The 25,824-nt window shown below is 65.8% G+C and carries 21 protein-coding genes and 2 pseudogenes; 17 read left to right on the plus strand and 6 right to left on the minus strand.

The window, feature by feature from the left end; translation table 11 throughout:
• From QOJ24_RS13380 to QOJ24_RS13400, 5 genes and pseudogenes are all read left to right on the plus strand, one after another.
• Window positions 1-149: pseudogene (locus QOJ24_RS13380) on the plus strand (mammalian cell entry protein); the annotation flags it as partial.
• Window positions 146-1,522 carry an MCE family protein gene (locus tag QOJ24_RS13385; protein ID WP_526261890.1) on the plus strand — a complete coding sequence of 459 codons (1,377 nt, stop codon included), beginning with the start codon at window positions 146-148 and terminating at the stop codon, window positions 1,520-1,522. The pseudogene QOJ24_RS13380 and the gene QOJ24_RS13385, both read left to right, overlap by 4 nt.
• On the plus strand, window positions 1,519-2,844 hold the full coding sequence (locus QOJ24_RS13390; protein ID WP_526261892.1) for an MCE family protein: 1,326 nt from the start codon (window positions 1,519-1,521) through the stop codon (window positions 2,842-2,844). Before QOJ24_RS13385 ends, QOJ24_RS13390 begins: the two co-directional genes overlap by 4 nt.
• Window positions 2,841-3,962, plus strand: a complete 1,122-nt coding sequence (locus QOJ24_RS13395; RefSeq protein WP_526261894.1) for an MCE family protein — start codon at window positions 2,841-2,843, stop codon at window positions 3,960-3,962. The genes QOJ24_RS13390 and QOJ24_RS13395 overlap by 4 nt, the downstream gene beginning before the upstream one ends.
• A 1-nt stretch (window position 3,963) precedes the next feature.
• Entirely contained in the window at window positions 3,964-5,433 is a 1,470-nt protein-coding gene (locus QOJ24_RS13400; protein WP_526261896.1) for an MCE family protein, read from the plus strand.
• On the opposite strand, the gene QOJ24_RS13405 is transcribed toward QOJ24_RS13400, so the two are convergent.
• Window positions 5,430-6,392 carry a GlxA family transcriptional regulator gene (locus QOJ24_RS13405; protein ID WP_526261898.1) on the minus strand — a complete coding sequence of 321 codons (963 nt, stop codon included), beginning with the start codon at window positions 6,390-6,392 and terminating at the stop codon, window positions 5,430-5,432. The genes QOJ24_RS13400 and QOJ24_RS13405 overlap by 4 nt on opposite strands.
• 83 nt (window positions 6,393-6,475) lie before the next feature.
• Here QOJ24_RS13405 and QOJ24_RS13410 point away from each other — a divergent pair, with 83 nt between their 5' ends.
• Together QOJ24_RS13410 and QOJ24_RS13415 are read left to right on the plus strand one after the other, a co-directional pair.
• The gene (locus tag QOJ24_RS13410) at window positions 6,476-7,117 is read left to right on the plus strand and encodes an HD domain-containing protein (RefSeq protein ID WP_526261900.1); all 642 of its coding nucleotides are present in this window, start codon (window positions 6,476-6,478) and stop codon (window positions 7,115-7,117) included.
• Between the two features lie 57 nt (window positions 7,118-7,174).
• Window positions 7,175-7,621 carry an SRPBCC family protein gene (locus QOJ24_RS13415; RefSeq protein ID WP_526261902.1) on the plus strand — a complete coding sequence of 149 codons (447 nt, stop codon included), beginning with the start codon at window positions 7,175-7,177 and terminating at the stop codon, window positions 7,619-7,621.
• Between the two features lie 225 nt (window positions 7,622-7,846).
• On the opposite strand, the pseudogene QOJ24_RS13420 reads toward QOJ24_RS13415, so the two are convergent.
• Together QOJ24_RS13420 and QOJ24_RS13425 are read right to left on the minus strand one after the other, a co-directional pair.
• Window positions 7,847-8,175 (minus strand): annotated as a pseudogene (locus tag QOJ24_RS13420) (adenylate/guanylate cyclase domain-containing protein); the annotation flags it as partial.
• Window positions 8,176-8,252: 77 nt separating this feature from the next.
• Window positions 8,253-9,185, minus strand: a complete 933-nt coding sequence (locus QOJ24_RS13425; protein WP_526261904.1) for a cation diffusion facilitator family transporter — start codon at window positions 9,183-9,185, stop codon at window positions 8,253-8,255.
• 17 nt (window positions 9,186-9,202) lie between these two features.
• Between QOJ24_RS13425 and QOJ24_RS13430 the strand changes: the two genes are divergently transcribed.
• Window positions 9,203-10,282, plus strand: a complete 1,080-nt coding sequence (locus QOJ24_RS13430) for a CaiB/BaiF CoA transferase family protein (protein WP_526261905.1) — start codon at window positions 9,203-9,205, stop codon at window positions 10,280-10,282.
• A 50-nt stretch (window positions 10,283-10,332) separates the two neighbouring features.
• Window positions 10,333-10,776, plus strand: coding sequence for an SRPBCC family protein (locus tag QOJ24_RS13435; RefSeq protein ID WP_526261907.1), 444 nt, complete (start codon window positions 10,333-10,335; stop codon window positions 10,774-10,776).
• A 24-nt stretch (window positions 10,777-10,800) separates the two neighbouring features.
• Here QOJ24_RS13435 and QOJ24_RS13440 read toward each other — a convergent pair whose 3' ends face one another.
• Entirely contained in the window at window positions 10,801-11,526 is a 726-nt protein-coding gene (locus QOJ24_RS13440; protein WP_526261909.1) for an SDR family NAD(P)-dependent oxidoreductase, read from the minus strand.
• Between the two features lie 130 nt (window positions 11,527-11,656).
• On the opposite strand from QOJ24_RS13440, the gene QOJ24_RS13445 reads away from it, so the two are divergent.
• The 3 genes from QOJ24_RS13445 to QOJ24_RS13455 are packed head-to-tail and all read left to right on the plus strand — an operon-like array spanning window position 11,657 to window position 15,363.
• Window positions 11,657-13,228, plus strand: a complete 1,572-nt coding sequence (locus QOJ24_RS13445; protein WP_526261911.1) for a sugar ABC transporter ATP-binding protein — start codon at window positions 11,657-11,659, stop codon at window positions 13,226-13,228.
• Window positions 13,229-13,230: 2 nt separating this feature from the next.
• Window positions 13,231-14,262 carry an ABC transporter permease gene (locus QOJ24_RS13450; RefSeq protein WP_526261968.1) on the plus strand — a complete coding sequence of 344 codons (1,032 nt, stop codon included), beginning with the start codon at window positions 13,231-13,233 and terminating at the stop codon, window positions 14,260-14,262.
• A gap of 51 nt (window positions 14,263-14,313) precedes the next feature.
• A complete protein-coding gene (locus QOJ24_RS13455) occupies window positions 14,314-15,363 on the plus strand; it encodes a substrate-binding domain-containing protein (RefSeq protein ID WP_526261913.1) in 1,050 nt (349 codons plus the stop codon).
• A gap of 8 nt (window positions 15,364-15,371) precedes the next feature.
• Here QOJ24_RS13455 and QOJ24_RS13460 read toward each other — a convergent pair whose 3' ends face one another.
• Window positions 15,372-16,535 carry a pyridoxal phosphate-dependent aminotransferase gene (locus QOJ24_RS13460; protein ID WP_526261915.1) on the minus strand — a complete coding sequence of 388 codons (1,164 nt, stop codon included), beginning with the start codon at window positions 16,533-16,535 and terminating at the stop codon, window positions 15,372-15,374.
• A gap of 54 nt (window positions 16,536-16,589) precedes the next feature.
• On the opposite strand from QOJ24_RS13460, the gene QOJ24_RS13465 reads away from it, so the two are divergent.
• From QOJ24_RS13465 to QOJ24_RS13485, 5 genes are all read left to right on the plus strand, one after another.
• A complete protein-coding gene (locus tag QOJ24_RS13465; protein WP_526261917.1) occupies window positions 16,590-17,696 on the plus strand; it encodes an alkene reductase in 1,107 nt (368 codons plus the stop codon).
• A gap of 130 nt (window positions 17,697-17,826) precedes the next feature.
• Window positions 17,827-19,038 (plus strand): acetyl-CoA C-acetyltransferase, encoded by a 1,212-nt coding sequence (locus tag QOJ24_RS13470; RefSeq protein ID WP_526261919.1) that lies wholly within the window; start codon window positions 17,827-17,829, stop codon window positions 19,036-19,038.
• 4 nt (window positions 19,039-19,042) lie between these two features.
• Window positions 19,043-21,196, plus strand: coding sequence for a 3-hydroxyacyl-CoA dehydrogenase NAD-binding domain-containing protein (locus QOJ24_RS13475; RefSeq protein ID WP_526261921.1), 2,154 nt, complete (start codon window positions 19,043-19,045; stop codon window positions 21,194-21,196).
• A 70-nt stretch (window positions 21,197-21,266) separates the two neighbouring features.
• Window positions 21,267-22,688: an MDR family MFS transporter gene (locus QOJ24_RS13480; protein ID WP_526261923.1), complete on the plus strand. Its 1,422-nt coding sequence runs from the start codon at window positions 21,267-21,269 to the stop codon at window positions 22,686-22,688.
• A gap of 33 nt (window positions 22,689-22,721) precedes the next feature.
• Window positions 22,722-24,545 carry a S9 family peptidase gene (locus tag QOJ24_RS13485; protein ID WP_526261925.1) on the plus strand — a complete coding sequence of 608 codons (1,824 nt, stop codon included), beginning with the start codon at window positions 22,722-22,724 and terminating at the stop codon, window positions 24,543-24,545.
• A 10-nt stretch (window positions 24,546-24,555) separates the two neighbouring features.
• On the opposite strand, the gene QOJ24_RS13490 is transcribed toward QOJ24_RS13485, so the two are convergent.
• Window positions 24,556-25,767, minus strand: coding sequence for an FAD-dependent oxidoreductase (locus QOJ24_RS13490; protein WP_526261927.1), 1,212 nt, complete (start codon window positions 25,765-25,767; stop codon window positions 24,556-24,558).
• Window positions 25,768-25,824: the final 57 nt, after the last annotated feature.

Raw genomic sequence — 25,824 nt, forward strand, 5'->3', positions numbered from 1 at the left:
CCTACCAGGTGCTGGCACGCAACGGCCTTTACGGCGACTACTTCGGCTTCTACCTCTGCGATGCGATTCTCAAGGTCAACGGTAAGGGCGGTCAGCCTGTGTTCGTCAAGCTCGCCGGTCAAGACTCTGGACGGTGCACACCGAAATGACCGGACTCACAACCACTCTCAGGGACAAGCTGAAGAGGCCCAGACTCAAGCCGCTGGCGGAGCGCAACAGAGTCGTGGTCGGTCTGGTCGGCATTCTTATTGTGACTGTCTCGGTGATCGCCGTCTTCTCCTACGACAAGATTCCGTTCGTCAACGGCAAATCCAATTACTCCGCATACTTCGCAGAGGCCGGGGGCATCAAACCCGAAAGCGACGTGCGGGTGTCGGGCATGTCTGTCGGCAGGGTCTCCAGCATCCACCTTGAAGGCACGAAGGTGCTGGTGAAGTTTACAGTCGACCGTGACGTCGAACTGGGTGACCGGACCGAGGCCGCCATCAAGACCGAAACAGTGCTTGGCACCAAGTTTCTCGAAATCACGCCGCGCGGCGACGGCATCCTCAGCGGCACGATTCCGATCGATAGGACCAAGTCTCCCTACGACCTTCCGGACGCGTTGGGCGACCTGACCACCACCATCAGCACCCTGGACACCACGCAGCTGTCCTCGGCGCTGACGACTTTGGCGAACACCTTCAAAGACACCCCGCCCGACCTGAAGATCGCGCTGGAGGGCGTGGCACGGTTCTCCGACACTCTCAACAACCGCGACGCGAAGCTGCGCAACCTGCTGGCCAACGCGAACAAGGTCACCGCGGTGCTGGCGAAGCGTAGTGATCAGATCGCAAGCCTTGTCGTCAACACCAACGCGCTGTTGTCCGAGCTTCTGTCGCAACGCAATTCCGTCGATGCTCTGTTCAACAACCTCACCGCGGTGTCACACCAGATATCGGGACTCGTCAACGACAATCGCACACAGCTCAAACCTGCCGTCGACAAACTCAACGGCGTGCTCGCCATCCTGGACAACCGCAAGAAGGAATTGCAGCGCACTCTGTATCTGCTTCGGCGGTACGCGATGTCGTTCGGCGAGGTGCTGGGCGCGGGGCCCTTCTTCAAGGCCTCACTGGTCAACCTCGCACCTGGTCAGTTCGCCCAACCGTTCATCGACTCCGCATTCTCCGATCTCGGTCTTGACCCCAATGTGCTGTTGCCCTCGCAACTGGTCGACCCAGGGGTCGGCCAGCCCGGCACCCCGGCACTGCCGGTGCCGTATCCGCGCACCGGGCAGGGTGGAGAGGCGAATTTGACTCTGCCCGATGCCATTACAGGTAACCCTGGCGATCAGGGGTGCGGCCCCCCTGGTGTGCCGCTTCCCGGCCCCACTGGCTGCTATCCGTATCGCGAGCCCCTTCCTGCGCCCCCACCGGGTGGGCCTCCGCCCGGTCCGCCCGCCTTGGCGCCTGCGCCCGGCGAGCTGCCGCCACCGACCGTCGGGCCACCCGTGCCTGAGCCTGCGGGCGGGGGACAATGATGTCCGTCCGCACAGCGCGAATCGCCATCGCGACAACGCTGGTCGCCATTCTTGCGGTCGCGATCACCGTGGTCGCCACGCCGGTGGGAGCCCTCAGAAGGAATACTTTCGTCGCGTACTTCGCCAACACCAACGGTCTCTATACCGGCGACGAGGTTCGTATCCTGGGTGTCGCCGTCGGAACCGTTGACGAGATCGACCCGCAGCCTAACGCGGCGAAGGTCACCTTCTCGGTCGACAGGGAATACCCAGTGCCCGCCGATGTACAGGCGGCGATCCTGTCGCCGTCGCTCGTCAGCGCGCGGGCGATCCAGCTGGTGCCTGCGTACTCCAGCGGCCCCAAACTGGCCGACGGCGCCACGATTCCGAAGGAACGCACCGCGGTTCCTGTCGAGTGGGACGATCTGCGCCAGCAGCTGGAGAAGCTCACCGACTCGCTGCAGCCCACCACGCCCGGCGGACCAAGCCCGGTAGGCGAGTTCATCAACAGTGCCGCGGACAACCTGCGCGGCGAGGGGGACACCGCGCGGGACACGGTCATCAAGCTATCCAAGGCGGTTTCGGCACTCGGTGACCACAGCACCGACATCTTCAGCACGGTGCGCAACCTGCAGTTGCTGGTATCGGCGCTGTCCTCCAGCAGCGATCTCCTCGCCGCCTTCAACACAAATCTGGCCGACATCACCACCGTGCTGTCCAATACACCCAACGAGGTGGCCAATGCGACACAGGGCCTCGACGGCGCGGTGAATGACCTGCGCGGCTTCGTCGCCGAGAACCGAGAAGGCCTCGGCGTCACCTTCGATCACCTGAACGCGATCACCACTGCTCTCAACGACAGCCGCGGTGACGTCAAGCAGGTGCTACATATCGCACCGACGGTGTTCCAGAACTTCATGAACATCTACCAACCCGCGCAGAGCGCGGTCACCGGCATTCTGGCCCCTGTCAACTTCGCCAACACCGTCCAATTCATCTGTAGCGCAATCCAAGCCGCGTCGCGTGAGAACTGGGAGCAATCGTCGAAGTTGTGTGTCCAGTATCTTGCGCCGATCATCAAGAACCGGCAATACAACTTCCCGCCGCTGGGTATCAACCCATTCGCGGGAGCGTCGGCGCGGCCCAACGAGATCACCTACAGCGAAGACCGGCTCAATCCGCACCTGCCGCCGCAGACACCGCCCGATGTCCCTGCGGCCCTGAATAATCCGGGGGAGCCACGGGCGGCAGAAGCGGCGATCGGGGATCTGCCGCCGGAGGCGACGTCCACCGACGCCAGCCAGGGACTCCAAGGCCTGATGGTGCCAGGAGGCACGCGGTGAGGCGTGTGCTGGCCGTTGCGCTCATCGCCGTGTGTGTGCCTGCGATCCCGGGATGTGAGTGGCGCGGCCTCAACTCGCTGAGCTTGCCGGGAACCCAGGGCGACGGCGACGGTTCGTACACGATCCAGGCGCAGTTGCCCGACGTGGTTGTCATTCAACAGAACACCCGGGTGCGTGTCGCCGACGTCAACGTCGGCAACGTCACCAAGATCGAAGTGCAGGACTGGCACGCGCTGGTGACGATGCGCATCGACGGCGGTGTCCGGCTACCGGCCAACAGCACCGCCAAGGTCGGGACGACGAGCCTGCTGGGCGGTATGCACATCGAATTGGCACCCCCGGCCAACGAGGCGCCACAGGGAGAGCTCAAGAACGGTTCGGTGATCCCGCTCTCCTCGGCCAGCACCTATCCGACCACCGAGCAGACGCTGGCATCGGTGTCGATCCTGCTGAACGGCGGCGGACTGGGCCAGCTGCAGGAGATCAACCAGGCCTTCGCCAAGGCGATGCAGGGCCGGGAAGCCGACCTCCGCAGCCTGCTGACCCAACTGGATGCCTTCATCGCGCAGCTGAACAGCCAGACCGACGACATCATCACGGCCACTGAGAATCTCAACTCATTGGTCGGTCAGGTCGCGGCGAACGACAAGACCGTCGACAGGGCGCTCACGACCGTCCCGCAGGCGCTGGCCGTGCTGGCGGACTCACGGCAGAAGATCGCGAACGCCGTCGACGCACTGGGCAAGTTCAGCGCGATCGCCATCGACACCGTCAACCAGACCAAGGAATCGTTCGTGGCGAACCTGCGCAACATGGCGCCGGTGTTGCGGGAATTGGCCAACGCCGGACCCGCGCTCACCAAGGGGCTGGACTTCCTGTCCACCTACCCATGGGTCAAGAGCACCGTCCCCAACTGGTTCCGCGGGGACTTCGCGAACATCACCCTCGTCATCGACCTCACCCTCAGTAGGTTGGACGCCGGGCTGTTCACCGGAACGCGATGGGAAGGCAACCTCACCGAACTCGAGATGCAGTGGGGGCGCACCATCGGCCAGATGCCCAGCCCGTACACCGGAGGCAACCCGCTGATCGCCCCCTACCGGTGGGGAGCCTACTGAGATGTTGCGGCTGCCCCGTTCGGTGTGGATCCAACTGGCGATCCTTGCAGTGGTCACGGTGATCGCCTGCAGTGTCATGGCTTTCGGGTTCGTCAACGTGCCGGCGCTGCTTGGTTTCGGGCGCTACCACGTCATGCTCGAGCTTCCGTCGTCCGGAGGTCTCTATCCGACGTCCGTGGTCACCTATCGCGGCTCGGAGATCGGCAGGGTCTCCTCCATCGACGTCACCCGCGACGGCGTCCGTGCGGTCCTTAAGTTGCAGTCGTCGACGAAGGTGCCCTCCGATGTATCGGCCGCGGTGCACAGCCGGTCGGCTGTGGGAGAGCAGTTCGTGGAACTGACTCCGCAAGGGGGACAGGGCGACACGTCGCGGACGCTGGCCGACGGCGACGTCATCCCCGTCGGCAGGACCCAGGTTCCGCCCGACATCGGTGGCCTGCTGGACGCCACCAATCGGGCGCTGCAGGCGATTCCGCAGGACAATCTCCGCACCGTCGTCGACGAAGCGGACAAGGCCGTCGCCGGCCTGGGTCCGGAACTGTCCCGCATCGTCGACGGATCGACATCGCTGGCGCGGGAGGCGGCCAAGAACCAGGACTCGATCACCGCGTTGATCGACCAGTCCCCGCCGGTGCTGAATTCTCAAGTGCAGACGGCAGATTCGATTGCGACCTGGGCCGACCGGATGGCGTCGATCACCGGACAGCTGAAGGCGCAGGACGCGGCGTTCGCCGACCTGCTCAACATCGGCGGGCCTGCGCTCGAGGAAGGCAGAGCGTTGTTCGACCGCGTGGCCCCGGCCCTTCCCGTGCTGCTGGCCAACCTGGTGAGCCTGGGCGAGATAGCGGTGACCTACCGCTCCGACATCGAACAACTGCTGGTTCTGTTCCCACAGGGGACGGCCGTCATGTCGGCGATCGTTGCCGCGAACGCGAACACGAAACAGGACTACAAGGGCGTCTACCTCGACTTCAACCTTAACCTCAACCTGCCGCCACCCTGCAACACCGGATTCCTGCCGGTGCGACAACAACGTTCGCCTTCCGACGTCGACTACCCTGAGCGGCCCGCGGGCGAACTGTACTGCCGGGTGCCGCAGGAGTCATCGCTGAACGTTCGTGGCGTGCGCAACATTCCGTGTGAGGGCAACCCAGCCAAACGGGCGCCGACGGCGGAGATGTGCGAGAGCAATGAGGAGTACGTGCCGTTGAACGACGGCTTCAACTGGAAGGGCGACCCGAACGCGACGCTGTCCGGTCAGGGTGTGCCGCAATACGCCCCGGGTTCGGATCCGCGGCTGCCGCCCCCATCGGGCACCGGGGCTGCGCCGCCACCGCCGGTCGCGTTCGCGCCCTACGATCCGGCAACCGGTGACTACGTCGGGCCCGACGGCAACCGCTACACGCAGGCCGACCTCGCTCACCCGCAGAACAAGACCTGGCAGTCGATGCTGATCCCGCCGGCGTCCTAGCCGCCAACCGTTGACCGGAACCGGTCACGGTAAGCCCTCGGTGAGATGCCGAACTCGCTGACGAACACCCTGCGCAACGTCTCTGGGCTGCCGAAGCCCGCGGTGCGGGCGGCATCGCCGACGGAGCTGCCTGCATCGAGAGCCGCGCGTGCTGCGTCGATCCGGATGGCTTCGACGTAACGTGCCGGCGTAGTGCCGAGCTCGGAGGAAAACAGCCGAGTCAGTTGTCGTGTGCTCAAAGAAGCTTGTAAGGCAAGGGCTTTGACGTTGTGATTTGCGGCCGGGTCGGCTGCGATGGCATCGGTCACCCCTCGAAGGACCGATCGCTTGGGTGGCTCCGCCTCCACCGCTGCGGAGAACTGCGACTGGCCGCCCGAACGCTTGAGGAACACCACCAGCGACCGTGCCACCTCACGAACCAGATCCGCACCGTAGTCGTCTTCGACGAGGTTCAGGGCGAGATCGATACCGGCTGAGACTCCCGCCGAGGTGTACAGGTCGCCGTCTCGGACGAAGATGGCGTCCGCTTCGACCGTCACGTCTGGGTATGCCCGCGCCAGGAGTCTGGTGTGACGCCAGTGCGTGGTCGCCCGGCGGCCGGCCAGCAGACCCGCACGCGCGAGAATGAACGACCCCGTACAGATCGACGCCATCCGGCGGCTGCGTGATCGGAGCCTCTGCACGGCGGCGACCAGGTCCGGGTCGATGGGCTTGCCGACCAACTCGTCGCCGCCGGACACTATTGCGGTGTCGGCGAACTCGACGGCATCGATGCGCGTCGTCGCCGCGAAGCGCGTTCCGATCGAGGTCGTCACCTCGGCGCCGTCGACGGACGCCACCACCAACCGGTATGACGCGCCGAACCGGTTGGCCTCCGCGAAGACCTCTGCGGGTCCGGCGACGTCGAGCAGCTTCATGCCGTCGAACACCACAACGACGACGACATGCTCGGTGGGCATCACACCAGCGTATGTCGCTTTCTGTGGGAAGGATGGCGGATCGGACATGGATCGCCGCATGTCCGCGCGCCAAGACTGTTCCCATGAGTACACAAACCATTGCTGGAATCACGATTCCCGACAGCCCGCTGGTGCGGGACGTCACCGAATATGTCCGAGACGTGGAGAACGACCTCCTGTTCGACCACTCCCGTCGCGTCTTCCTTTTCGGCGCGCTCGCGGGTCGGCGCCGCGGCCTGGAGCCCGACCTGGAACTGCTGTACGTCGGTGCCATGTTCCACGACGTCGGCCTGACCGAGGGCTACCGCGAATCGATGGCGCGCTTCGAGGTCGACGGCGCCAACGCCGCACGCGACTTCCTGCTGGCCCGCGGAGCCGGCGAAGACACCGCTCGCAAGGTATGGCTGAGCATCGCTCTGCACACGACGCCGGGTGTCCCCGAGTTCCTCGATCCGGAGATCGCCCTTGTCACCGCGGGCGTGGAGACCGATGTACTCGGTATCGGCCGCGACGACCTGTCCGCCGACGCGCTCGCCGCCGTGACGGCCGCCCATCCAAGGCCCGACTTCAAACGCCGCATCCTCGCGGCATTCACCGAGGGCAACGTCCACCGCCCGCAGAGCACCTTCGGCACCGTCAACGCCGACGTCCTGGCTCACTACGACCCGACATTCGTCCGAGAGGATTTCGTCGAGATCATCCTGGGCAACAAATGGCCGGAGTGACCGCCCGATTCCCGCGATAGACCCGCGGCGGCCGGTGGGGGTAACTATGGTCGCGCCATGGCAGTCAGCGATTCACGCGAAGTGGTCATCGAAGCAACACCCCAGGAGATTCTCGACGTCATCGCCGACGTCGAGACGGCACCGGACTGGTCGTCGCAGCATCAGGGCGCCGAGATCCTCGACACGGTCGAGGGCGGCAGGCCGGGCCGGGTGAAGCTGAAGCTGAAGACCATGGGCATCGCCGACGAACAGGTCGTGCAGTACGAATGGACCGACAGCAGCGCGGGCTGGACGCTCATCAGCTCGAGCCAGCTCAAGACCCAAGATGCGAAATACACCCTGACCCCCGATGGCGACAAGACGCGGGTCAAGTTCGAGATCACGGTGGACCCGGCGGTTCCGATCCCGGGGTTCGTGTTGAAGCGCGCGATGAAAGGTGGGCTCGAGTCGGCCACCGACGGTCTGCGCAAGCAGGTGATGAAGGTCAAAAAGGGCGGCAGATAGCCCCGGCGCTCTTAGGCTCTTCGAGTGCGAATGTCGTGGCCGTTCAGCGGCCGCACCCAGGAGATGCGCACAGTCGAGGCAGCCATCTCGGGATCCGACGTGTCGGGCGCGGTCATCAGCGGATCAGAAGGTGTCGGCAAGAGCCGACTCGTCCGTGAGGCGTTGTCGGCCGCCGCGGCGCAGGGTTGCCAAACACGCCTGACGGCGGGCGCATCGTCGGCCCGTCAGGCACGCGCGAAAAGCGTGATCTTCCAGCGTGACCGGGGCACCGAAGATGGCTATCCCGCCGTCGCCGTTGTACTCGACCGTGCCGCCGTATCGACGCGCCAGCGCCGCCGAGCGTTCAAGCAGTTCGGTCATCACCTCGCGCAGGCGCTCGACGTCCATGGCTGCCGCCAGTCCATCGAATGCACCACGTCGGCGAACAGCACCGTCACCTGTTTGTAGTTCGCCGTCTCCGCCGAAACGGCTGTCGAGGCGCCGCACTCGCAGCAGAATTTGGCATTCTCTGACAGGGCAGTGCCGCATGACCCGCACGCCACGACCGTCGCCATGCGACCACCGTAGGGCTTTCACCTGCAAAAGACGCCGCAATTGACATCGGCGTCAGGCCATATCGAACTGGGAGCCGCTAGAGCTGCCGGTCCAGCTCATCAGGCTCAGCGATCGTCAAAACGGCATCGACGATGTACGGCTCGTCCTGCAGCTGATTCTCCAATTGCCGCAAGGTTTTCGCTATCTCCGTCTCGACCGCGTCGCCCACCAGATCCACACTGGCGACGAGGAACAGCTGCTTGGGTCCGACGAACACCAGCCGGATGAAACGCACCGACGCCACCTCTGGCAGCTTCTCCAGGTGGGCGATCGCGGCGCCCTGCAGTTCCGTGCTGGCCGGCTCACCCACCAAGAAGCGGCGATTGCGGTCGATGAGCACGACGGCGACGACACCCAACAGGATGCCGACCAGAATGGATCCGATGGCGTCCCACACAACCTCACCGGTGAGCTGGTGCAGCCCGATTCCCAGTGCGGCCAGCGCGATGCCGATCAGTGCCGCGGTGTCCTCGGCGAACACCGCGCGGGTGGTCGGGTCGGACGTCTCCAGCACATGCGCGAAAAGATCTCTGTCGTATTCCCTTGCCTCTCCGCGTAATTGGCGTAGAGCCTGAAACAGCGACGAGGACTCGAGGGCGAAAGCAACGCCCAGCACGATGTAGGCGACCAGGTAGTCTTCGGCGCCCGACTCGCCGTGCAGCAATTCGGTGACGCCGCCCCAGACCGACAGCGTCCCGCCGACAACGAACAAGCCGACCGCCGCCAGCAGAGACCACACGTAGGCCTCGGCCCCGTATCCCAACGGCCGTTCGGCGTCGGGCGGTCGGCTGCTTCGCCGGTTGGCCACGATCAACAAGCCTTGATTGCCGGTGTCGGCCCACGAGTGCGCCGACTCGGCGGCCATGGACGCCGACCCCGACAGCACTGCCGCTACCGTCTTGGCGACCGCAATCGCGAGGTTGGCCCCGAACGCGACCAACACCGTGAGCGTGCTTTCTTTTTCAGCCACCCCGCTAGTCTGCGGGCATGGCCAAAACCGGTCCCCTGGCGGGGGTGAAGGTGATCGAGCTCGGCGGCATCGGCCCAGGCCCGCATGCGGCGATGATGCTCGCTGACCTGGGCGCCGACGTGGTGCGAGTGCGTCGGCCCGGCGGACTGACGATGCCCGCCGAGGACGTCGACCTGCTGCACCGCGGCAAGCGCATCGTCGACCTGGACGTCAAGAATCAGCCGCAACTGCTGCTGGATCTGGCCGCCAAGGCCGACGTGCTGCTGGACTGCTTCCGGCCCGGCACCTGCGAGCGGCTCGGCATCGGTCCGCAGGACTGCGCCGCGGTCAACCCTCGGCTGATCTTCGCCCGCATCACGGGTTGGGGCCAGGACGGCCCGCTGGCGATGACCGCAGGCCACGACATCAATTACCTGTCGCAAACCGGTGCACTGTCCGCGATCGGATATCGGGACCGGCCGCCGGTCGCGCCTCTCAACTTGGTCGCTGACTTCGGTGGCGGCTCGATGTTCGTGCTCGTCGGCATTGTCGCCGCGCTGTACGAACGGGAGCGGTCCGGCGTGGGCCAGGTGATCGATGCGGCGATGGTCGACGGTGTCAGCATCCTGTCGCAGATGATGTGGACGATGAAGGCGACCGGCAGCCTTCGCGACGAGCGGGAGTCGTTCCTGCTTGACGGCGGCGCGCCGTTCTACCGCACCTACGAATGCTCTGACGGCAGATACGTGGCCGTCGGCGCGATCGAACCGCAGTTCTTCGCTCAATTGCTGACCGGGTTGGAGTTGTCGCCGCAGGACGTGCCGAGTCAGTTCGAGATCGCAGCCTATCCGCAGATGCACAAGATCTTCACAGAGCGATTCGCGGCCAAGACGCGCGACGAATGGTCCGAGATATTCGCCGGCATCGACGCCTGCGTGACTCCGGTGCTGACGTGGACGGAGGCCGCGGTAAACGAGCACCTCAGGGCACGTTCGACGGTTGTCGACAACAACGGCGTCGAGCAGGCCGCACCGGCGCCGCGGTTCTCCAGGACACCGGGCGGTCCGGTCGGTGCGCCACCGCAGGGCACCACCGCGCTCGACGAAATCGGGTGGTGACTTGCCGCGTTGGCCGTCGCTGCGGCGGTAAGAGGATTAGATTTGCCAACGTGGCTGTTCGAGCATCGCGCGAAGTCGTCGTCGACGCCCCTCCGGAGGCGATCCTCGACGTGCTCGCCGACATCGAAGCCGTGCCGACGTGGTCGGCGCTGCACAAGAGCGCCCAGATCCTCGACCGTCATCCCGACGGGCGCCCACACCATGTGAAGGCAACGCTGAAGATCATGGGGATCACTGACAAGGAGATCCTGGAGTACCACTGGGGCGACCGGTGGATGGTGTGGGACTCATCGGAAACGTTTCAACAGCGCGGGCTGCACGGCGAGTACAACCTCACCCCGGAGGGCGAGGACAGGACGCGGGTGCGCTTCGACATCATCCTTGAACTGGGCGCTCCGGTTCCCGAGTTCCTCGTCAAACGGGCCAAGAAGATGGTCCTCGACGTCGCCACCGAGAAACTGCGGGAGCGCGTCATGGCGAGTGGGTCGCCCTAGGTCGCGTCCGATCGGCGTGCGCACCTACTTGATGGTGTAGCCGCCGTCGATGATCAGGTCGGCGCCGTTGACCATGCCTGCGGCGTCGGAGGCCAGATACACTGCGGCCGCTGCGATCTCGTCGGGATAGGCAAAGCGGCCCGAGGGGATGAGCTTCTTGAGTGCGTCACCCTTGGGCCCGTCCCATGCCTGGTGTCCGAGTTCGGTGAGCACCACCGTCGGAGAGATGGTGTTGACCCGCACGCCCCGTCCGGCCCATTCGGCAGCAAGGACCTTCGAGACGCCGACCACGCCGAACTTCGAGGCGCAATAGGCCACATGCGCGTCGAGAGCGACGGTGGCTGCCTGGGACGCCATGTTGATGATGACGCCACGACCGGCGGCGAGCATGTGCGCGCCAACTGCCTGGCACATCAGAAAGGTGCCCGTGAGGTTCACCGCGATGGTGGCCTGCCAATCCTTCACCGCCAGATCCTCTGCGGGGCCGAGCCGCACGATGCCTGCGCTGTTGACCAAGATATCGATCCGACCGTGTGCTTCCACAACAGCACCGACCGTCCTGGCTACCGAATCGGGATCGCTTACGTTGCAATGAAACTCGCTACCCTCGGCGAGGTCTGCCACCGCGATCCGGGCACCCTTGGCGGCCAACGCATCTGCGATGGCGGCGCCGATCCCCGACGCGCCGCCGGTGACCAGGGCGACCCTGTCGTCCAGCCGGAAGTCGAGATCGACTGCGTGATCGGACATGGGCGTGCCTCTCGGATTCAGGCCGGGCGATCTCGGCGCGGTTCGATTACCCCGTGTGACAATGGTTACACCGCGTCGCGAGCGGGAACCATAGGTCTGTCCGCGGGGGCATCGACCAAGGGAGATCTCGATGGCGCAGGCGCTACTCGAGTGCGCGGACATCAAAAAGAGCTTTGGCGGCGTCCCCGTTCTCAAGGGCGTCACGCTGCGCCTCGAACCCGGCACCGTCACCGCCTTGGCAGGGGAGAACGGCGCGGGCAAGTCGACGTTGATGAAGATCGTCAGCGGTCAGTACGTTGCCGACGAGGGCAGCGTGTCGGTGCAGGGCAACCGCCTTGCCCCCGGCAACACTCGCAATGCGGTGCGGCACGGCGTGGCCATCGTGCCGCAGGAACTGGCGTCGATCGAGGACATGACGGTCTACGAGAACCTGTTCGTCGGACGGGAACTGCGACGGGGCCCGTTCCTGAATCGCCGGGCGATGATCGACCAGGCACGGCAAACGCTTTCGGCGTTCGACGTGGCGATCTCGCCCACCGCTCGGATGGGCAGTCTTCCGGTCGGTTTGCGGCAGATCGTGGAGATCGTCAAGGCCGCCCGCACGGGTGCGCACGTCGTCATGCTCGACGAGCCCACGTCGGCCATCTCCGAGCGCGAGGTCGAAGGCCTTTACGCGATCGTGCGCCGTCTCCGTGAGCACGGCGTCGCGATGGTCTACACCACCCACAAGATGGCCGAGATCCAGGCCATCGCGGATCGGGTCGTCGTACTGCGGGACGGCGCCCTTGTCATGGACGAGTCGGTGGCCAACGTGTCCGAGGACGACATCGTCACCGCGATGATCGGCCGCGAACTGGACGCGCTGTTCCCGGATCGTGGCGAACCGACCGCCGAACCGGTCCTCGAGATCCGCGATCTGCACGTCGACGGCGCCTCCGAGCCGGTGTCGCTCACGGTGAACGCAGGAGAGATCGTCGGGCTTGCCGGTCTGGTCGGCGCCGGGCGAACCGAACTGCTGGAGGCGATCTTCGGAGCCAGGCACAGCACCGAGGGCGAGATCGTGGTGCGGGGACGCCAAGTCAAGCGCAACGTGCCGGCTGCCGCGATCGCGCACGGCATGGCGATGGTGCCCGAGGACCGCAAGATCTCCGGCGTGGTGCTGTCGATGAGCGTGCTGGACAACGGATCGCTGCCCCGACTGTCGTCCTTCAGCATCGCGGGCTGGCTGCGCGGCAAGGCACGATCCACGGCTGTCACCGACGCGATGAACTCGGTGCGGTTGCGCAGCAGCGGGATGAGTCAACTCGTTGGCACGCTGTCGGGCGGCAACCAGCAGAAGGTGGTGCTGGCCAGGTGGCTGACCGGAGAGGTCAACGTCCTGCTGCTAGACGAACCCACGCGCGGAGTGGACGTCGGCGCACGCAGCGAGATCTACCGCGTTATCGCCCAGTTCGCCTCTGCGGGCATGGCAGTGGTGATGGCGTCATCGGACATGCCCGAGATCATCGGCCTCTCGCATCGCGCGTTCGTCATGCGCAACGGCGCATTCGTTGGCCAACTCGATCGCGACGCGCTCGACCATCCCGAGGTCCAGGAATCCGTGTTCCGGATGGCGACTTCACTCAGAGGCGCCACGCGCGCGTCGGACAAACCCCCATCCATCGCCGAAGACCGGCCCGAGTCATCGGAGGCAGCATCGTGACAGTGCAAACCGAAACCGACGACGCCGCGGAGTCGTCAGGACCACGGGTCGTCGCGTCGCCGACCACCGGCGAAGCCGTCCCGCTGTTCTCCCGCGCGTGGTTCGCCGGTATCGCCCTGCGTTACTCGATGGTCATCATCATCTTGTTGGTCATTGCATACTTCAGTTACCGCAGTGCGCGATTCAGCACGGTCGACAACCTGGTGACCATCCTGGTAGCGGCGGCACCGTTCGCGCTCATCGCGCTGGGACAGACACTGGTCGTGCTGACCGGCGGTATCGATCTGTCGGTCGGCAGCGCGATCGCGGTGTCGGCGATGGCCGCCGCCGCAACAGCCAAGGCCAACCCTGGACAAGTCTGGATGACGGTGCTGGTGGCGATGGTCGTCGGCCTGGCGGTCGGCGCTGTCAACGGAATCCTGGTGTCGCGCATCAACGTTCCACCGTTCATCGCGACGTTGGGCACGCTGACGGCCGGCTCGGGGCTTGCTTACGTCATCGGTGGCGGCGCGCCGATCAACGGTCTTCCCGCGGAGTTCGGTTCCATCGCCAACACCAAGATCTTCGGGCTGCAGATTCCGGTGCTCGTGATGATTGTCGGCATCATCGTGCTCGGCGCGGTGATGCGCAACACCACATACGGCATGCGCATCTACGCCGTCGGCGGCAACCGCAACGCCGCCGAGATAGCCGGAATCAACGCGAAGAACGTGCTGTTCAGCGTGTACGCGTTGTCTGGCCTGCTGGCCGGTATCTCCGGCGTCATGCTGGCCTCGCGGGTGATCTCGGGACCGCCCAACCTCGGCCAGGGCTACGAACTCGACGCCATCGCCGCCGTGGTCATCGGAGGCGCCAGCCTGATGGGCGGACGGGGCACGATCTGGGGAACAGTATTGGGGCTGTTCATCATTCAGACACTCAACAACGGGTTGGACATCCTGGTGGTGCCCGCCTACTGGCAGGACGTCATCAAGGGCGTCCTCATCGTCGCGGCGGTGGCGGTCGACGTTTGGTCAACCCGAAGACGCACGTGATCGCTCGGCCCTATCCGAATCCCGTCATCCCACAATGAAAGTGAGAACAAGATGAGACTGGCATCCAAGATCACCGCGGTCGGCTCGGCCGCAGCGATCGCGATCGGCCTGACCGCCTGCGGCGCGGGCGATACGGCATCCAAGAGCGGCGCCACCAGGGTCGGCGTCTCGGTGTACGACATGAGCTCGTTCATCACCGCGGGCAAGGAGGGCATGGACACCTATGCCAAGGCCAACAACATCGAGCTGGTGTGGAATTCGGCCAACCTCGACGTGTCCACCCAGGCCAGCCAGGTCGACTCGATGATCAACCAGGGCGTCGACGCCATCATCGTCGTTCCGGTACAAGCGGATTCGCTCGGCCCGCAGGTGGCGGCGGCCAAGGCCAAGGGAATCCCGCTGGTGCCGGTGAACGCCGCACTCGAGAGCAAGGACATCGCGGGCAACGTTCAACCGGACGACGTCGCGGCCGGAGCGCAGGAAATGCAGATGATGGCCGACCGACTCGGTGGCCGCGGCAACATCGTGGTCTTGCAGGGGCCGTTGGGCCAGTCCGGTGAACTCGACCGCAGCAAGGGAATCGAGCAGGTGCTCGCCAAGTACCCCGGCATCAAGGTGCTCGCGAAGGACACCGCCAACTGGAAGCGGGACGAGGCGGTCAACAAGACGAAGAACTGGATCTCCGGCTTCGGTCCCCAGATCAACGGCGTGGTCGCACAGAACGACGACATGGGCCTCGGCGCGCTGCAGGCGCTCAAAGAGGTCGGTCGCAGCGATGTGCCGATCGTCGGCATCGACGGCATCGAGGACGGCCTCAATGCGGTCAAGAGCGGGGAGTTCATCGGCACTTCGCTGCAGAACGGCACGGTCGAACTCGCCTCGGGTCTGGCCGTCGCCAGCAAGCTGGCCAAAGGTGAGCAGGTCAACGCCAACCCGGTGTACGTGATGCCCGCGATCACGAAGGACAACGTCGACGTCGCGATCCAGCACGTGGTGACCGATCGCCAGAAGTTCCTCGACGGCCTCGTGGAACTCACCGACAAGAACCTGCAGACCGGTGACATCGCCTACGAGGGCATCCCTGGGCAGAAACAGTCCTGACCGGTCGGTCAACCCCGGCGAAGGACCTCGAGCCGTCGGATGGCCTCGTCCATGGTGTCGTCACGCTTGCAGAACGCGAAGCGCACCAGGTGATTCCACCGATTGTCGGTTGATTCACAGAACGCCGACATCGGAATAGCGGCCACACCCGCCTTTTCCGGCAGCTCGGCGCAGAACGTCGTGCTGTCGTCATAGCCCAGCGGTCGAGGGTCGGCGCACAGGAAGTACGTGCCGAAGCTGTCGTGCACGTCGAAGCCCAGGCCGTCCAGGGCACTGCCGAGCCGGTCGCGCTTGGCCTGCAACGACTCCCGCAGCGCGGCCACCCACGCTTCCTCGGTGTTCAGCGCTTGGGCAACCGCGGGCTGGAACGGCGCACCGCCAACATAGCTCAGGTACTGCTTGGCGGCCCGCACGCCATTGATGAGATCGGCTGCGCCGCAAGCCCACCCGATCTTCCAGCCGGTGACGTTGAACATCTTCGCGGCACTCGAGATGGTGATCGTCCGGTTCGCCATGCCCGGGTAGTTGGCCAGCGGCAGGTGGCGACGGCCGTCGAACACCAGATGCTCGTAGACCTCGTCGGTAATCACCAGCAGGTCGGCGCTCACGGCGAGCTCGGCGATCGCTGTGAGCTCGGCGTCCGACGCCACCATTCCGGTCGGGTTGTGCGGCGAGTTGAGAATCAACACCTTGGTGCGGGCGGTGACCGCACGTCGCAATCCGTCGACGTCGATGGCGAAGCCTCGTCCGTCGGGCACCATCGGCACGGCGCGTCGCTGACAACCGGCCATCGCGATGACGGGGGAGTAGGAGTCGTAGAACGGCTCGATCAGCAGCACCTCGCTGCCCGGCTCCACGAGTCCGAGGACCGACGCGGCGATGGCCTCGGTTGCGCCGACGGTCACCAGCACCTCGGATTCCGGGTCGTACTCGGTGCCGAAGTGGCGCTTGCGCTGCGCGGCGATCGCCTCGCGCAGCGGCGCGATGCCCAACCCCGGCGGGTACTGGTTGACGCCCTCGGCGATCGCGTTCTTGGCGGTCTTGAGCATCGCGGGCGGACCGTCCTCGTCGGGAAAGCCCTGGCCAAGGTTCACTGCGCCGACGCGGGCCGCGAGCGCCGACGTCTCGGCGAAGATCGTCACCGCGTAGGGCTCCAGTCGCTTCACCGTCATGGGTGCCGAGCGTAGGCCAGGAATGAATCCGGGTGTCGCGGTGCTGACTGCGGCATGGCGTTCACCCTCAGCGAGAATTCAGCACTGCTGCGTCCCGTCACCGTCGGCGACGTCTCCGCCGCGAACCGGCTGTTCATGGCTCCGTTGACCCGGACCCGCGCCGAAGCCGACGCGACGCCGTCGAAACTGGCGGCGCTCTATTACGCCCAGCGCGCGTCGGCGGGGCTGGTGATCAGCGAGGCGACCGCGGTGTCAGCGGCGGCCAATGGCGCATACCTCAACACACCTGGCATGTTCACAGACCGGCATCAGCTGCGGTGGGCCGAGATCGCCGAGGCGGTGCACGAGTCCGGCGGCCGGATGTTCGTTCAGCTGTGGCACGTCGGGCGGATGGGGCATCCCGAGATCAGCGGCGTCGAGACGGTCGCGCCGTCCGCCATCGCCGCCGACCTGTCGGCGCACACGCCGATGGGCAAGAACGCGCTTCCGGTGCCGCGGGCCCTGCGCACCGACGAAATCGCGGGCATCGTCGCCGATTTCCGGTCCGCGGCCCGTCGCGCCGTCGACGCCGGGATGGACGGCGTCGAGATCCACTCCGCGAACGGATATCTGTTGCACGAGTTCCTCTCTGATGTGACGAACCGGCGCGACGACGCCTACGGCGGATCGGCGGCCAACCGCGCCCGGTTGACGGCTGAAGTCGTCGAAGCCGTCGTCGACGAGGTAGGAGCCGGTCGGGTCGGGCTGCGCATCTCGCCGGGAAACTCCGCGGGCGACATGCGTGAGGTCGACGAGGTGGTGGCATACGAGGCGCTTCTGAACCGGATCGGTCCGCTGGGGTTGGCATACCTGCACCTGTTGATCGAGCCGACCCAACCCGCATTCGCCGTCGTGCGCTCGCTGTGGGACGGCACGCTGGTGCTCAACACCCCGCGGCAGATCGAGTCGAACTTCTGCGAGCTGGAGAACCTCGTGGAGTGGGGCGTCATCGGTGCCGCCGCCGTCGGTCGGGCCTACCTGGCCAACCCCGACCTCATCGACCGCCTGCTGCTGGGCGCCGAACTGAACGAACCCGACCCAGCGACGTTCTATTCATCGGGGCCGGTGGGCTACACCGACTACCCGACGCTGATGCAGCTCGAGGCGCCGCGGTCGGCCTGAGGGCCCTGTTCATCGGGGTGACGAACCTCCCAACCAACAGGTTGGGAGACGCTGTTAGGCTGGCGCGCAGAGGACAACCGCCCATGAGGGCAGGTCTCCCAAACAACCCCACCTGAACAGGAACATCTTCATGTCTGAAGAAGCCTTCATCTACGAGGCCATTCGCACGCCTCGCGGCAAGAACAAGAACGGCGCCCTCAACGAGGTCAAGCCGGTCAACCTGGTCGTCGGGCTGGTCGACGAGCTGCGCAGCCGTTTCCCCGACCTCGACGAGAACTTGATCAGCGACCTCATCCTCGGCGTCGTGTCGCCCGTCGGCGACCAGGGCGGCGACATCGCCCGCACCGCGGCGCTGGTGGCGAAGCTGCCCGAGACCACCGGTGGGTTCCAGCTCAACCGGTTCTGCGCATCCGGCCTCGAGGCGGTCAACACCGCCGCGCAGAAGGTGCGCTCCGGCTGGGACGACCTGGTGCTGGCAGGCGGCGTCGAGTCGATGAGCCGCGTGCCGATGGGCTCCGACGGCGGCGCATGGGCGACCGACCCCGAGACCAACTACACGATCGGCTTCGTCCCGCAGGGCATCGGCGCCGACCTGATCGCGACCATCGAGGGCTTCTCCCGCGAGGACGTCGACCGCTACGCGCTGCGGTCCCAGGAGAAGGCCGCCGCCGCATGGTCGGGCGGCTACTTCGCCAAGTCCGTGGTGCCGGTCCGCGACCAGAACGGGCTGGTCATCCTCGACCACGACGAGCACATGCGGCCCGACACCAAGATGGAGGGCCTGGCCAAGCTGAAGACCGCGTTCGACGGCATCGGCGAGATGGGCGGCTTCGACGAGGTGGCACTGCAGAAGTACCACTGGGTCGAGAAGATCAACCACGTGCACACTGGCGGCAACAGCTCCGGCATCGTCGACGGCGCCGCGCTGGTGCTCGTCGGCAGTGAGAAGGCGGGCAAGTCGCAGAACCTGACGCCCCGGGCGCGCATCGTGGCGACCGCCACCAGCGGCGCCGACCCGGTCATCATGCTCACCGGCCCGACGCCCGCGACCCGCAAGGTGCTCGACCGCGCAGGCTTGACGGTGGACGACATCGACCTGTTCGAGCTGAACGAGGCGTTCGCGTCGGTGGTGCTGAAGTTCCAGAAAGATCTGAACATCCCCGACGAGAAGCTCAACGTCAACGGTGGCGCGATCGCGATGGGTCACCCGCTCGGCGCTACCGGCGCCATGATCATGGGCACGATGGTCGACGAGCTCGAGCGCCGCAATGCGCGCCGGGCGCTCGTCACCCTGTGCATCGGCGGCGGCATGGGTGTCGCGACCATCATCGAGAGGGTGTAAGACCATGGCAGAGAACACGATCAAGTGGGACAAGGATGCCGACGGCATCGTCACCCTGACGCTGGACGATCCGACCGGCTCGGCCAACGTGATGAACGAGCATTACTCCGAATCCATGCACAACGCCGTAGAAGAGCTAGTACGGCTTGCCGCAGAAGACTCCGTCACCGGAGTCGTCATCACCAGCGCGAAGAAGACCTTCTTCGCAGGTGGTGACCTGACGGCGATGGTCAAGGCCCAGCCCGAAGACGCAGGCGAGTTCTTTTCCACTGTGGAGAGCATCAAGGCCGACCTGCGCGCGCTGGAGACGCTTGGCAAGCCCGTCGTCGCCGCCATCAACGGCGCTGCGCTCGGCGGTGGCCTGGAGATCACGCTCGCGTGCCATCACCGGATCATCGCCGACGTGCCTGGCGCCGTCGTCGGCTTCCCCGAGGTCACGCTGGGCCTGCTGCCCGGCGGCGGCGGTGTGACCCGCTCGGTGCGGATGTTCGGCATCCAGAAGGCCTTCATGGAGGTGCTGAGCCAGGGCACCCGCTTCAAGCCCGGCAAGGCCAAGGAGGTCGGCCTGGTCGACGAGGTGCTGGCAAGCGTCGACGAGTTGGTGCCCGCCGCCAAGGCGTGGATCAAGGCCAACCCCGAAAGCCATACGCAGCCATGGGACGCCAAGGGGTACAAGATGCCCGGCGGCACGCCGTCCAGCCCTGCGCTGGCCGGCATCCTGCCGTCGTTCCCGGCCCTGCTGAAGAAGCAACTCAAGGGTGCGCCGATGCCCGCGCCGCGGGCCATTCTGGACGCCGCGGTCGAGGGCGCACAGGTCGACTTCGACACCGCGAGCCGCATCGAGAGCCGCTACTTCACCCATCTGGTCACCGGCCAGGTCGCCAAGAACATGATCCAGGCGTTCTTCTTCGACCTGCAACACATCACCGGCGGTGGCTCACGGCCCGAGGGCATCGGAAAGACGCCGATCACCAAGATCGGTGTACTCGGCGCGGGCATGATGGGCGCAGGTATCGCCTACGTCTCGGCCAAGGCCGGCTTCGACGTCGTCCTCAAGGACGTGTCGATCGAGGCCGCGGAGAAGGGCAAGAACTACTCGGAGAAACTCGAGGCCAAGGCACTCGAGCGGGGTAAGACCACCGAGGAGAAGTCCAAGGCGCTGCTTGGCCGGATCACCCCGACTGCCGATGCCGCCGACTTCAAGGGCGTCGACTTCGTCATCGAGGCGGTGTTCGAGTCGGTTGACCTCAAGCACAAGGTGTTTCAGGAGATCGAGGAGATCGTCGAGCCCAACGCACTGCTCGGCTCGAACACCTCCACGCTGCCGATCACCGGTCTGGCGACCGGTGTGAAGCGGCAGGAGGACTTCATCGGCATCCACTTCTTCTCGCCTGTCGACAAGATGCCGCTGGTGGAGATCATCAAGGGCGAGAAGACCTCTGATGAGGCGCTGGCCCGGGTGTTCGACTACACGCTGGCGATCGGCAAGACCCCGATCGTGGTCAACGACAGCCGCGGCTTCTTCACGTCGCGGGTGATCGGCACGTTCGTCAACGAGGCGCTGGCGATGCTGGGTGAGGGTGTGGAGCCCGCGTCCATCGAGCATGCCGGTAGCCAGGCCGGCTATCCGGCACCGCCGCTGCAGCTGTCCGATGAGCTCAACCTCGAGCTGATGCACAAGATCGCCGCCGCCACCCGCAAGGGAGTCGAGGACACCGGCGCGACCTACGAGCCGCATCCTGCCGAGGCGGTCGTCGAGAAGATGATCGAACTCGGTCGGCCCAGCCGGTTGAAGGGCGCCGGCTTCTACGAATATGTCGACGGCAAGCGCTCCGGCCTGTGGCCCGGCCTGCGGGAGACGTTCAAGTCCGGATCCTCGGAGCCTCCCCTGCAGGACATGATCGACCGGATGCTGTTCGCCGAGGCGCTCGAGACCCAGAAGTGCCTCGACGAGGGAGTGCTGACGTCGACCGCCGACGCCAACATCGGCTCGATCATGGGCATCGGGTTCCCGCCGTACACCGGTGGAAGCGCGCAGTTCATCGTCGGCTACGAGGGCGCGGGCGGCAGGGGCAAGCAAGCCTTCGTCGCGCGGGCCAAGGAACTGGCGGCTCGCTACGGTGACCGATTCAACCCGCCGGCGTCGCTGACGTCATAGCCCGACGGCGAACGTGAAGACCCCCGGGGCACTGACAGTGCCTTCGGGGGTCTTTCGTATCGTCGTGTAAGTGAGTGCCGAAGCCGTCGACGGAGTCGGGTTTCGGTCGCAGCGAGGCCCGGTGCTCGCATCGATCATGCTCACGATGAGCCTGGTTGCCCTTGACGCCACCGTGCTGGCCACGGCGGTCCCGACGATCGTCGGTGAGCTGGGCGACTTCGCGCTGTTCCCGTGGCTGTTCTCCGGGTATCTGCTCGCGCAGGCGGTGACGACACCGCTCTATGCGAAGTTGTCCGACGTCTACGGCCGCAAGCCGGTGATCCTCGTCGGTATCGGGCTCTTCATGGTCGGGTCGATCCTCTGCGCTGTCGCCTGGTCGATGCCCGCGCTGATTTTTGCGCGCGTCGTGCAGGGCGTGGGTGCCGGTGCGGTGCAACCGATGTCGGTGACGATCGTCGGCGACATCTATTCGGTCGCCGAACGGGCGCGGGTACAGGGCTACCTCGCCAGCGTGTGGGCGATCGCGTCGGTGGTCGGCCCGACCATGGGCGGACTGTTCGCCGAGCTCGGGATCTGGCGGTGGTTGTTCGCGCTGAACGTGCCGCTGTGTCTGCTGGCCGCATGGATGATGACGAGGCGCTTTCACGAGAACGCGGAGCGAGGCCACAAATCTGTGGACTATCGCGGGGCGGCGCTGCTCACCGCGGGCCTGACGCTGCTGGTGCTCGCCGTCCTGGGAGGCGGGCAGGCGTGGGAGTGGGACTCCGCGGCGAGCATCGGCGCGTTCGGTGGTGGTGTGGTGCTGCTTGCGGCGTTCTGTCTCGCCGCGCGTCGGACGGCCGAGCCGATACTGCCTGCCTTCGTACTGACTCGGCGGCTGCTGTCGACGACCACCGTGGTGGGGCTCGGCGTCGGGGCCATTCTGATCGGGCTCACCTCATATGTGCCCACGTATCTGGAGGGGTCGCTGCGGGTCTCACCGGTGCAAGCGGGCCTGGCACTCACCACGCTGACCATCGGCTGGCCCTTGACCGCCGGTCTGGCAGGCCGAATCTATCTGCGGATCGGCTTCAAGAAGACCGCACTCATCGGTGCCGCCCTTGTGCTGTCGGGCGCCTGCGGACTTCTTGCGATCGCGCATCAGCCGAACATCGTCGCGGTTGCCGCGCTGTGCTTTGTAACCGGTTGTGGCCTCGGTCTTTTGGCGTTGCCGACCCTGATCGCCGCGCAGTCGAGCGTGGACTGGGACGAGCGCGGGGTTGTCACCGGTGCGAACCTGTTCGCCCGCTCGATGGGCAGCGCGCTGGGAGTTGCGGTGTTCGGGGCCCTCGCCAACTCCTACTTCGGCGAGGGTGATGTGCACACGCTCGGCGCCGCTGCGATTCAATCCGGCACAGCTGCCGTGTTCGTCGGTGTTGTCGTGGTGGCGGTGCTCGCCACCGCCGCGGTGGTCGCCATGCCGCAGACTCCGCCGCACGACCTGGCGGCCTAGGATTTGAGCCCGACGCCGACAAGGAGGCCCGTGATGGCCGATGTGAAGCTCATCCCACTCGAGGTGCTGCTCGGCAACCCGGAACGCGCGTCGGTGCAGATCTCGCCGGACGGTAAGCGACTGTCCTATCTGGCGCCGCTCGACGGGGTGCTGAACGTGTTCGTCGGCGACGCGGGAGCCGGCAATGAGCGGCCGGTGACCCACGACACGGGCCGAGGGATCGAGGGGTACACGTGGGCGCACGACAACCAACACCTGCTGTATGTGCGCGACAAGGACGGCAGCGAGAATTACCGCCTGTACGACGTCGACGTGGAGACAGGCGTGGAGCGCGACCTCACGCCGCTCGAGGGTGTGCAGTGCCGGCTCATCGCGCACCGCAAGCGGTTTCCGAACGAGGTTCTGCTCGGTTTGAACAAGGACAACCCGCAGTTGCACGACGTCTACCACCTCGACCTGACGACGGGAGCGCTCGAGAAGATCGTCGAGAATCCGGGGTTTCTCGGTTGGGTGGTCGACGACGACTTGTTGGTGCGCGGTGCGGTAACGCCCACCGAGGACGGCGGCATGCTCATACTGGTGCGCGATGACGAGGAGGCCGACTGGCGCCCGCTGTTCGAGGTTCCGCCCGAGGATGCGGAAACGACTGGGCCGGTTGGCTTCACGAAAGACGGCTCAGGTATGTACCTGCAGACCTCGATCGACTCGAACACCAGTCGGCTTGTCAAGATGGACATTGCGACCGGCGCCGTCGAGGTGATCGCCGAAGACCCGAACTACGACATCACCGGTGTGCTCCTGAACCCCGACACTCGCGAGATCGACGGCGTGATCGTGTACGGCGACCGGGTGGAATACCGCATCTTCGACCCATCGATGCGCGCCGACGTCGAAGCGCTTCAGCAGCTCAACGACGGTGACCTCGGGATCAGCGACCGCGATCACGACGACTCGACCTGGCTGGTCGCGTTCGACAGCGATGCCGGCCCGGTCAAGTTCTACACGTGGGACCGCGCCGCCAAGAGCGCGACGTTCCTGTTCGACCACCGGCCCGAACTCAACGACTACCCTCTGGTGCCGATGGAGCCGTTCGCCTTCACGGCACGCGACGGCCTGACGGTCCACGGGTACCTCACCTTTCCCGCAGAGGTCGAGCGCACGGATCTGCCCGCGGTTCTGGTGGTGCACGGCGGTCCGTGGACCCGCGACGGATGGGGGCTGGATACCGAGGCCCAGTGGCTGGCCAACCGTGGATATCTTTGTGTGCACGTGAACTTCCGGGGCTCCAGCGGGTACGGCAAGGAGTTCCTCAACGCCGGTGACCGCGAGTGGGGCGCCAAGATGCACGACGACCTGCTCGACGCCGTCGATCACCTTGTGGCCCAAGGAATCGTGGGCCGCGGGCGGGTGGCGATCTATGGCGGTTCCTACGGCGGCTACGCCGCGCTCGTGGGTGCGACGTTCACCCCCGACGTGTTCACGTGCGCGATCTCGATGGTCGGGCCGTCCAACCTCAACACGCTGATGGAGTCGTTTCCCGAGTACTGGAAGCCGATGCTGGTGACGTGGCACAAGCGCGTCGGTGAAGATCCCGAGTTCCTGTGGTCACGGTCGCCGTTGTCCCGAGTCGACGACATCGCCATCCCGGTTCTCATCGCGCAGGGTGAAAACGACCCACGGGTGAAACGGGCGGAGTCAGAGCAGATCGTCCAGGCGATGAAAGAGCGTGGGATCGACCACGAGTACGCGATGTACGAGAACGAAGGGCACGGCCTGACCAAGCCCGAGAACCGCCTGGACTTCTACCACCGGGCCGACCGCTTCCTTGCCAAACACCTTGGCGGCCGGGCGGAATGACGTCATCCGCTCAGGTGCGAGCCGTCAGCGCCGGATAGTCCGGCAGTGGCATCGAGTCATACAACCTCACTCCCTTGCGATTGAGCCGTGCCAGGGCTTGGGTGACAGCGAGCGGGAGCACCGAGACGACGCGCGCCGTGCCGACAAGCGCCCTTACCCCCCAACGGCTACCGGGCACGATTGTCTTCGAGTTCACCCTGGCGAGCGCACGGCTGCCGAGCACCGACGGCACCATGGTCGCTTCGTATCGGGCGAACGCAACTGCGGGATCGCCGCCCGCCGCCGCGATCTCGCCGGCCAGTACGTACGCGCCGTAGACGGCGAGGCTGGTGCTGCCCCCGACCGCAGGCCCCGGGCAGTAGCCGGCATCGCCGACGAGCGTGACCCGACCCCGCGACCAGCTGGTCAGCTCGAGCTGGGTGATGGCGTCGAAGTAGAACGCCGGCGTGTGCTCCACTTCCCGGAGCCATCGGTCGACCGGCTCGGACATGCCGGTGAATGCCGCACACAGCTGGCCTCGCTGGCGCGCGGCGTCGCGGTGGTCGTAGTCCAGCGTGTGCCGTGGCCTGAAGATGAACACCGCACGCGCGTCCTCGAGGTGGTCGGCCGTGTAAACCATCGCGACCCGGCCGGGTTCGAAGTAGCCGTCCATCTCACCTTCGCGGGCAAGCGATTTGGGCACGGACACCACCGCGAGGTATCCGCCGAGGAAGCGTTCGGGCACGCCGTCGCCGAAGGCGATCCGACGCACGCCGGAGTGCAGCCCGTCGGCGCCGACGATGAGGTCGAACCGCCGTGGTGCACCGTGCTGGAACGTGACCTGACCGTCATCGGCGATGGCGGTGATCTCGTCGCCGAACACATAATCTGCGTCATGCCGGCCGGCGTCGTAGTAGATCTTGCTGAGATCGTCGCGCATGATCTCGACGTGCCGATCTGACACGGCGCCGATGAGCTTGAGGTAGTCGATACGCGCCGGCTTGGTCGCCCAGGGCCGGTACGCGTTCAGCACCGTGGTCCCGGTGGCGTGTTCCTCGATGCGGGGCAGTACGCCCATCCGGTCGGAGATCTCCATCGCCGGACGGAACAGGTCGACGGCGTGGCCTCCGGTTTTGCGCAGCGCGGGCGCGCGTTCGACCACGGTGACGTCGAAACCCCGTCGGGTCAGCCAGTAGGCGAGCACGGGTCCAGCGATGCTCGCACCGGATATCAGAACCCGCATGCCGACTCCTCCATGGTGATTTCGGCGCGCTGGCGTGCGCTCAGCGTCGATTAGCGC

Source organism: Mycobacterium sp. (genome assembly GCF_032159775.1).
Classification (GTDB): domain Bacteria; phylum Actinomycetota; class Actinomycetes; order Mycobacteriales; family Mycobacteriaceae; genus Mycobacterium.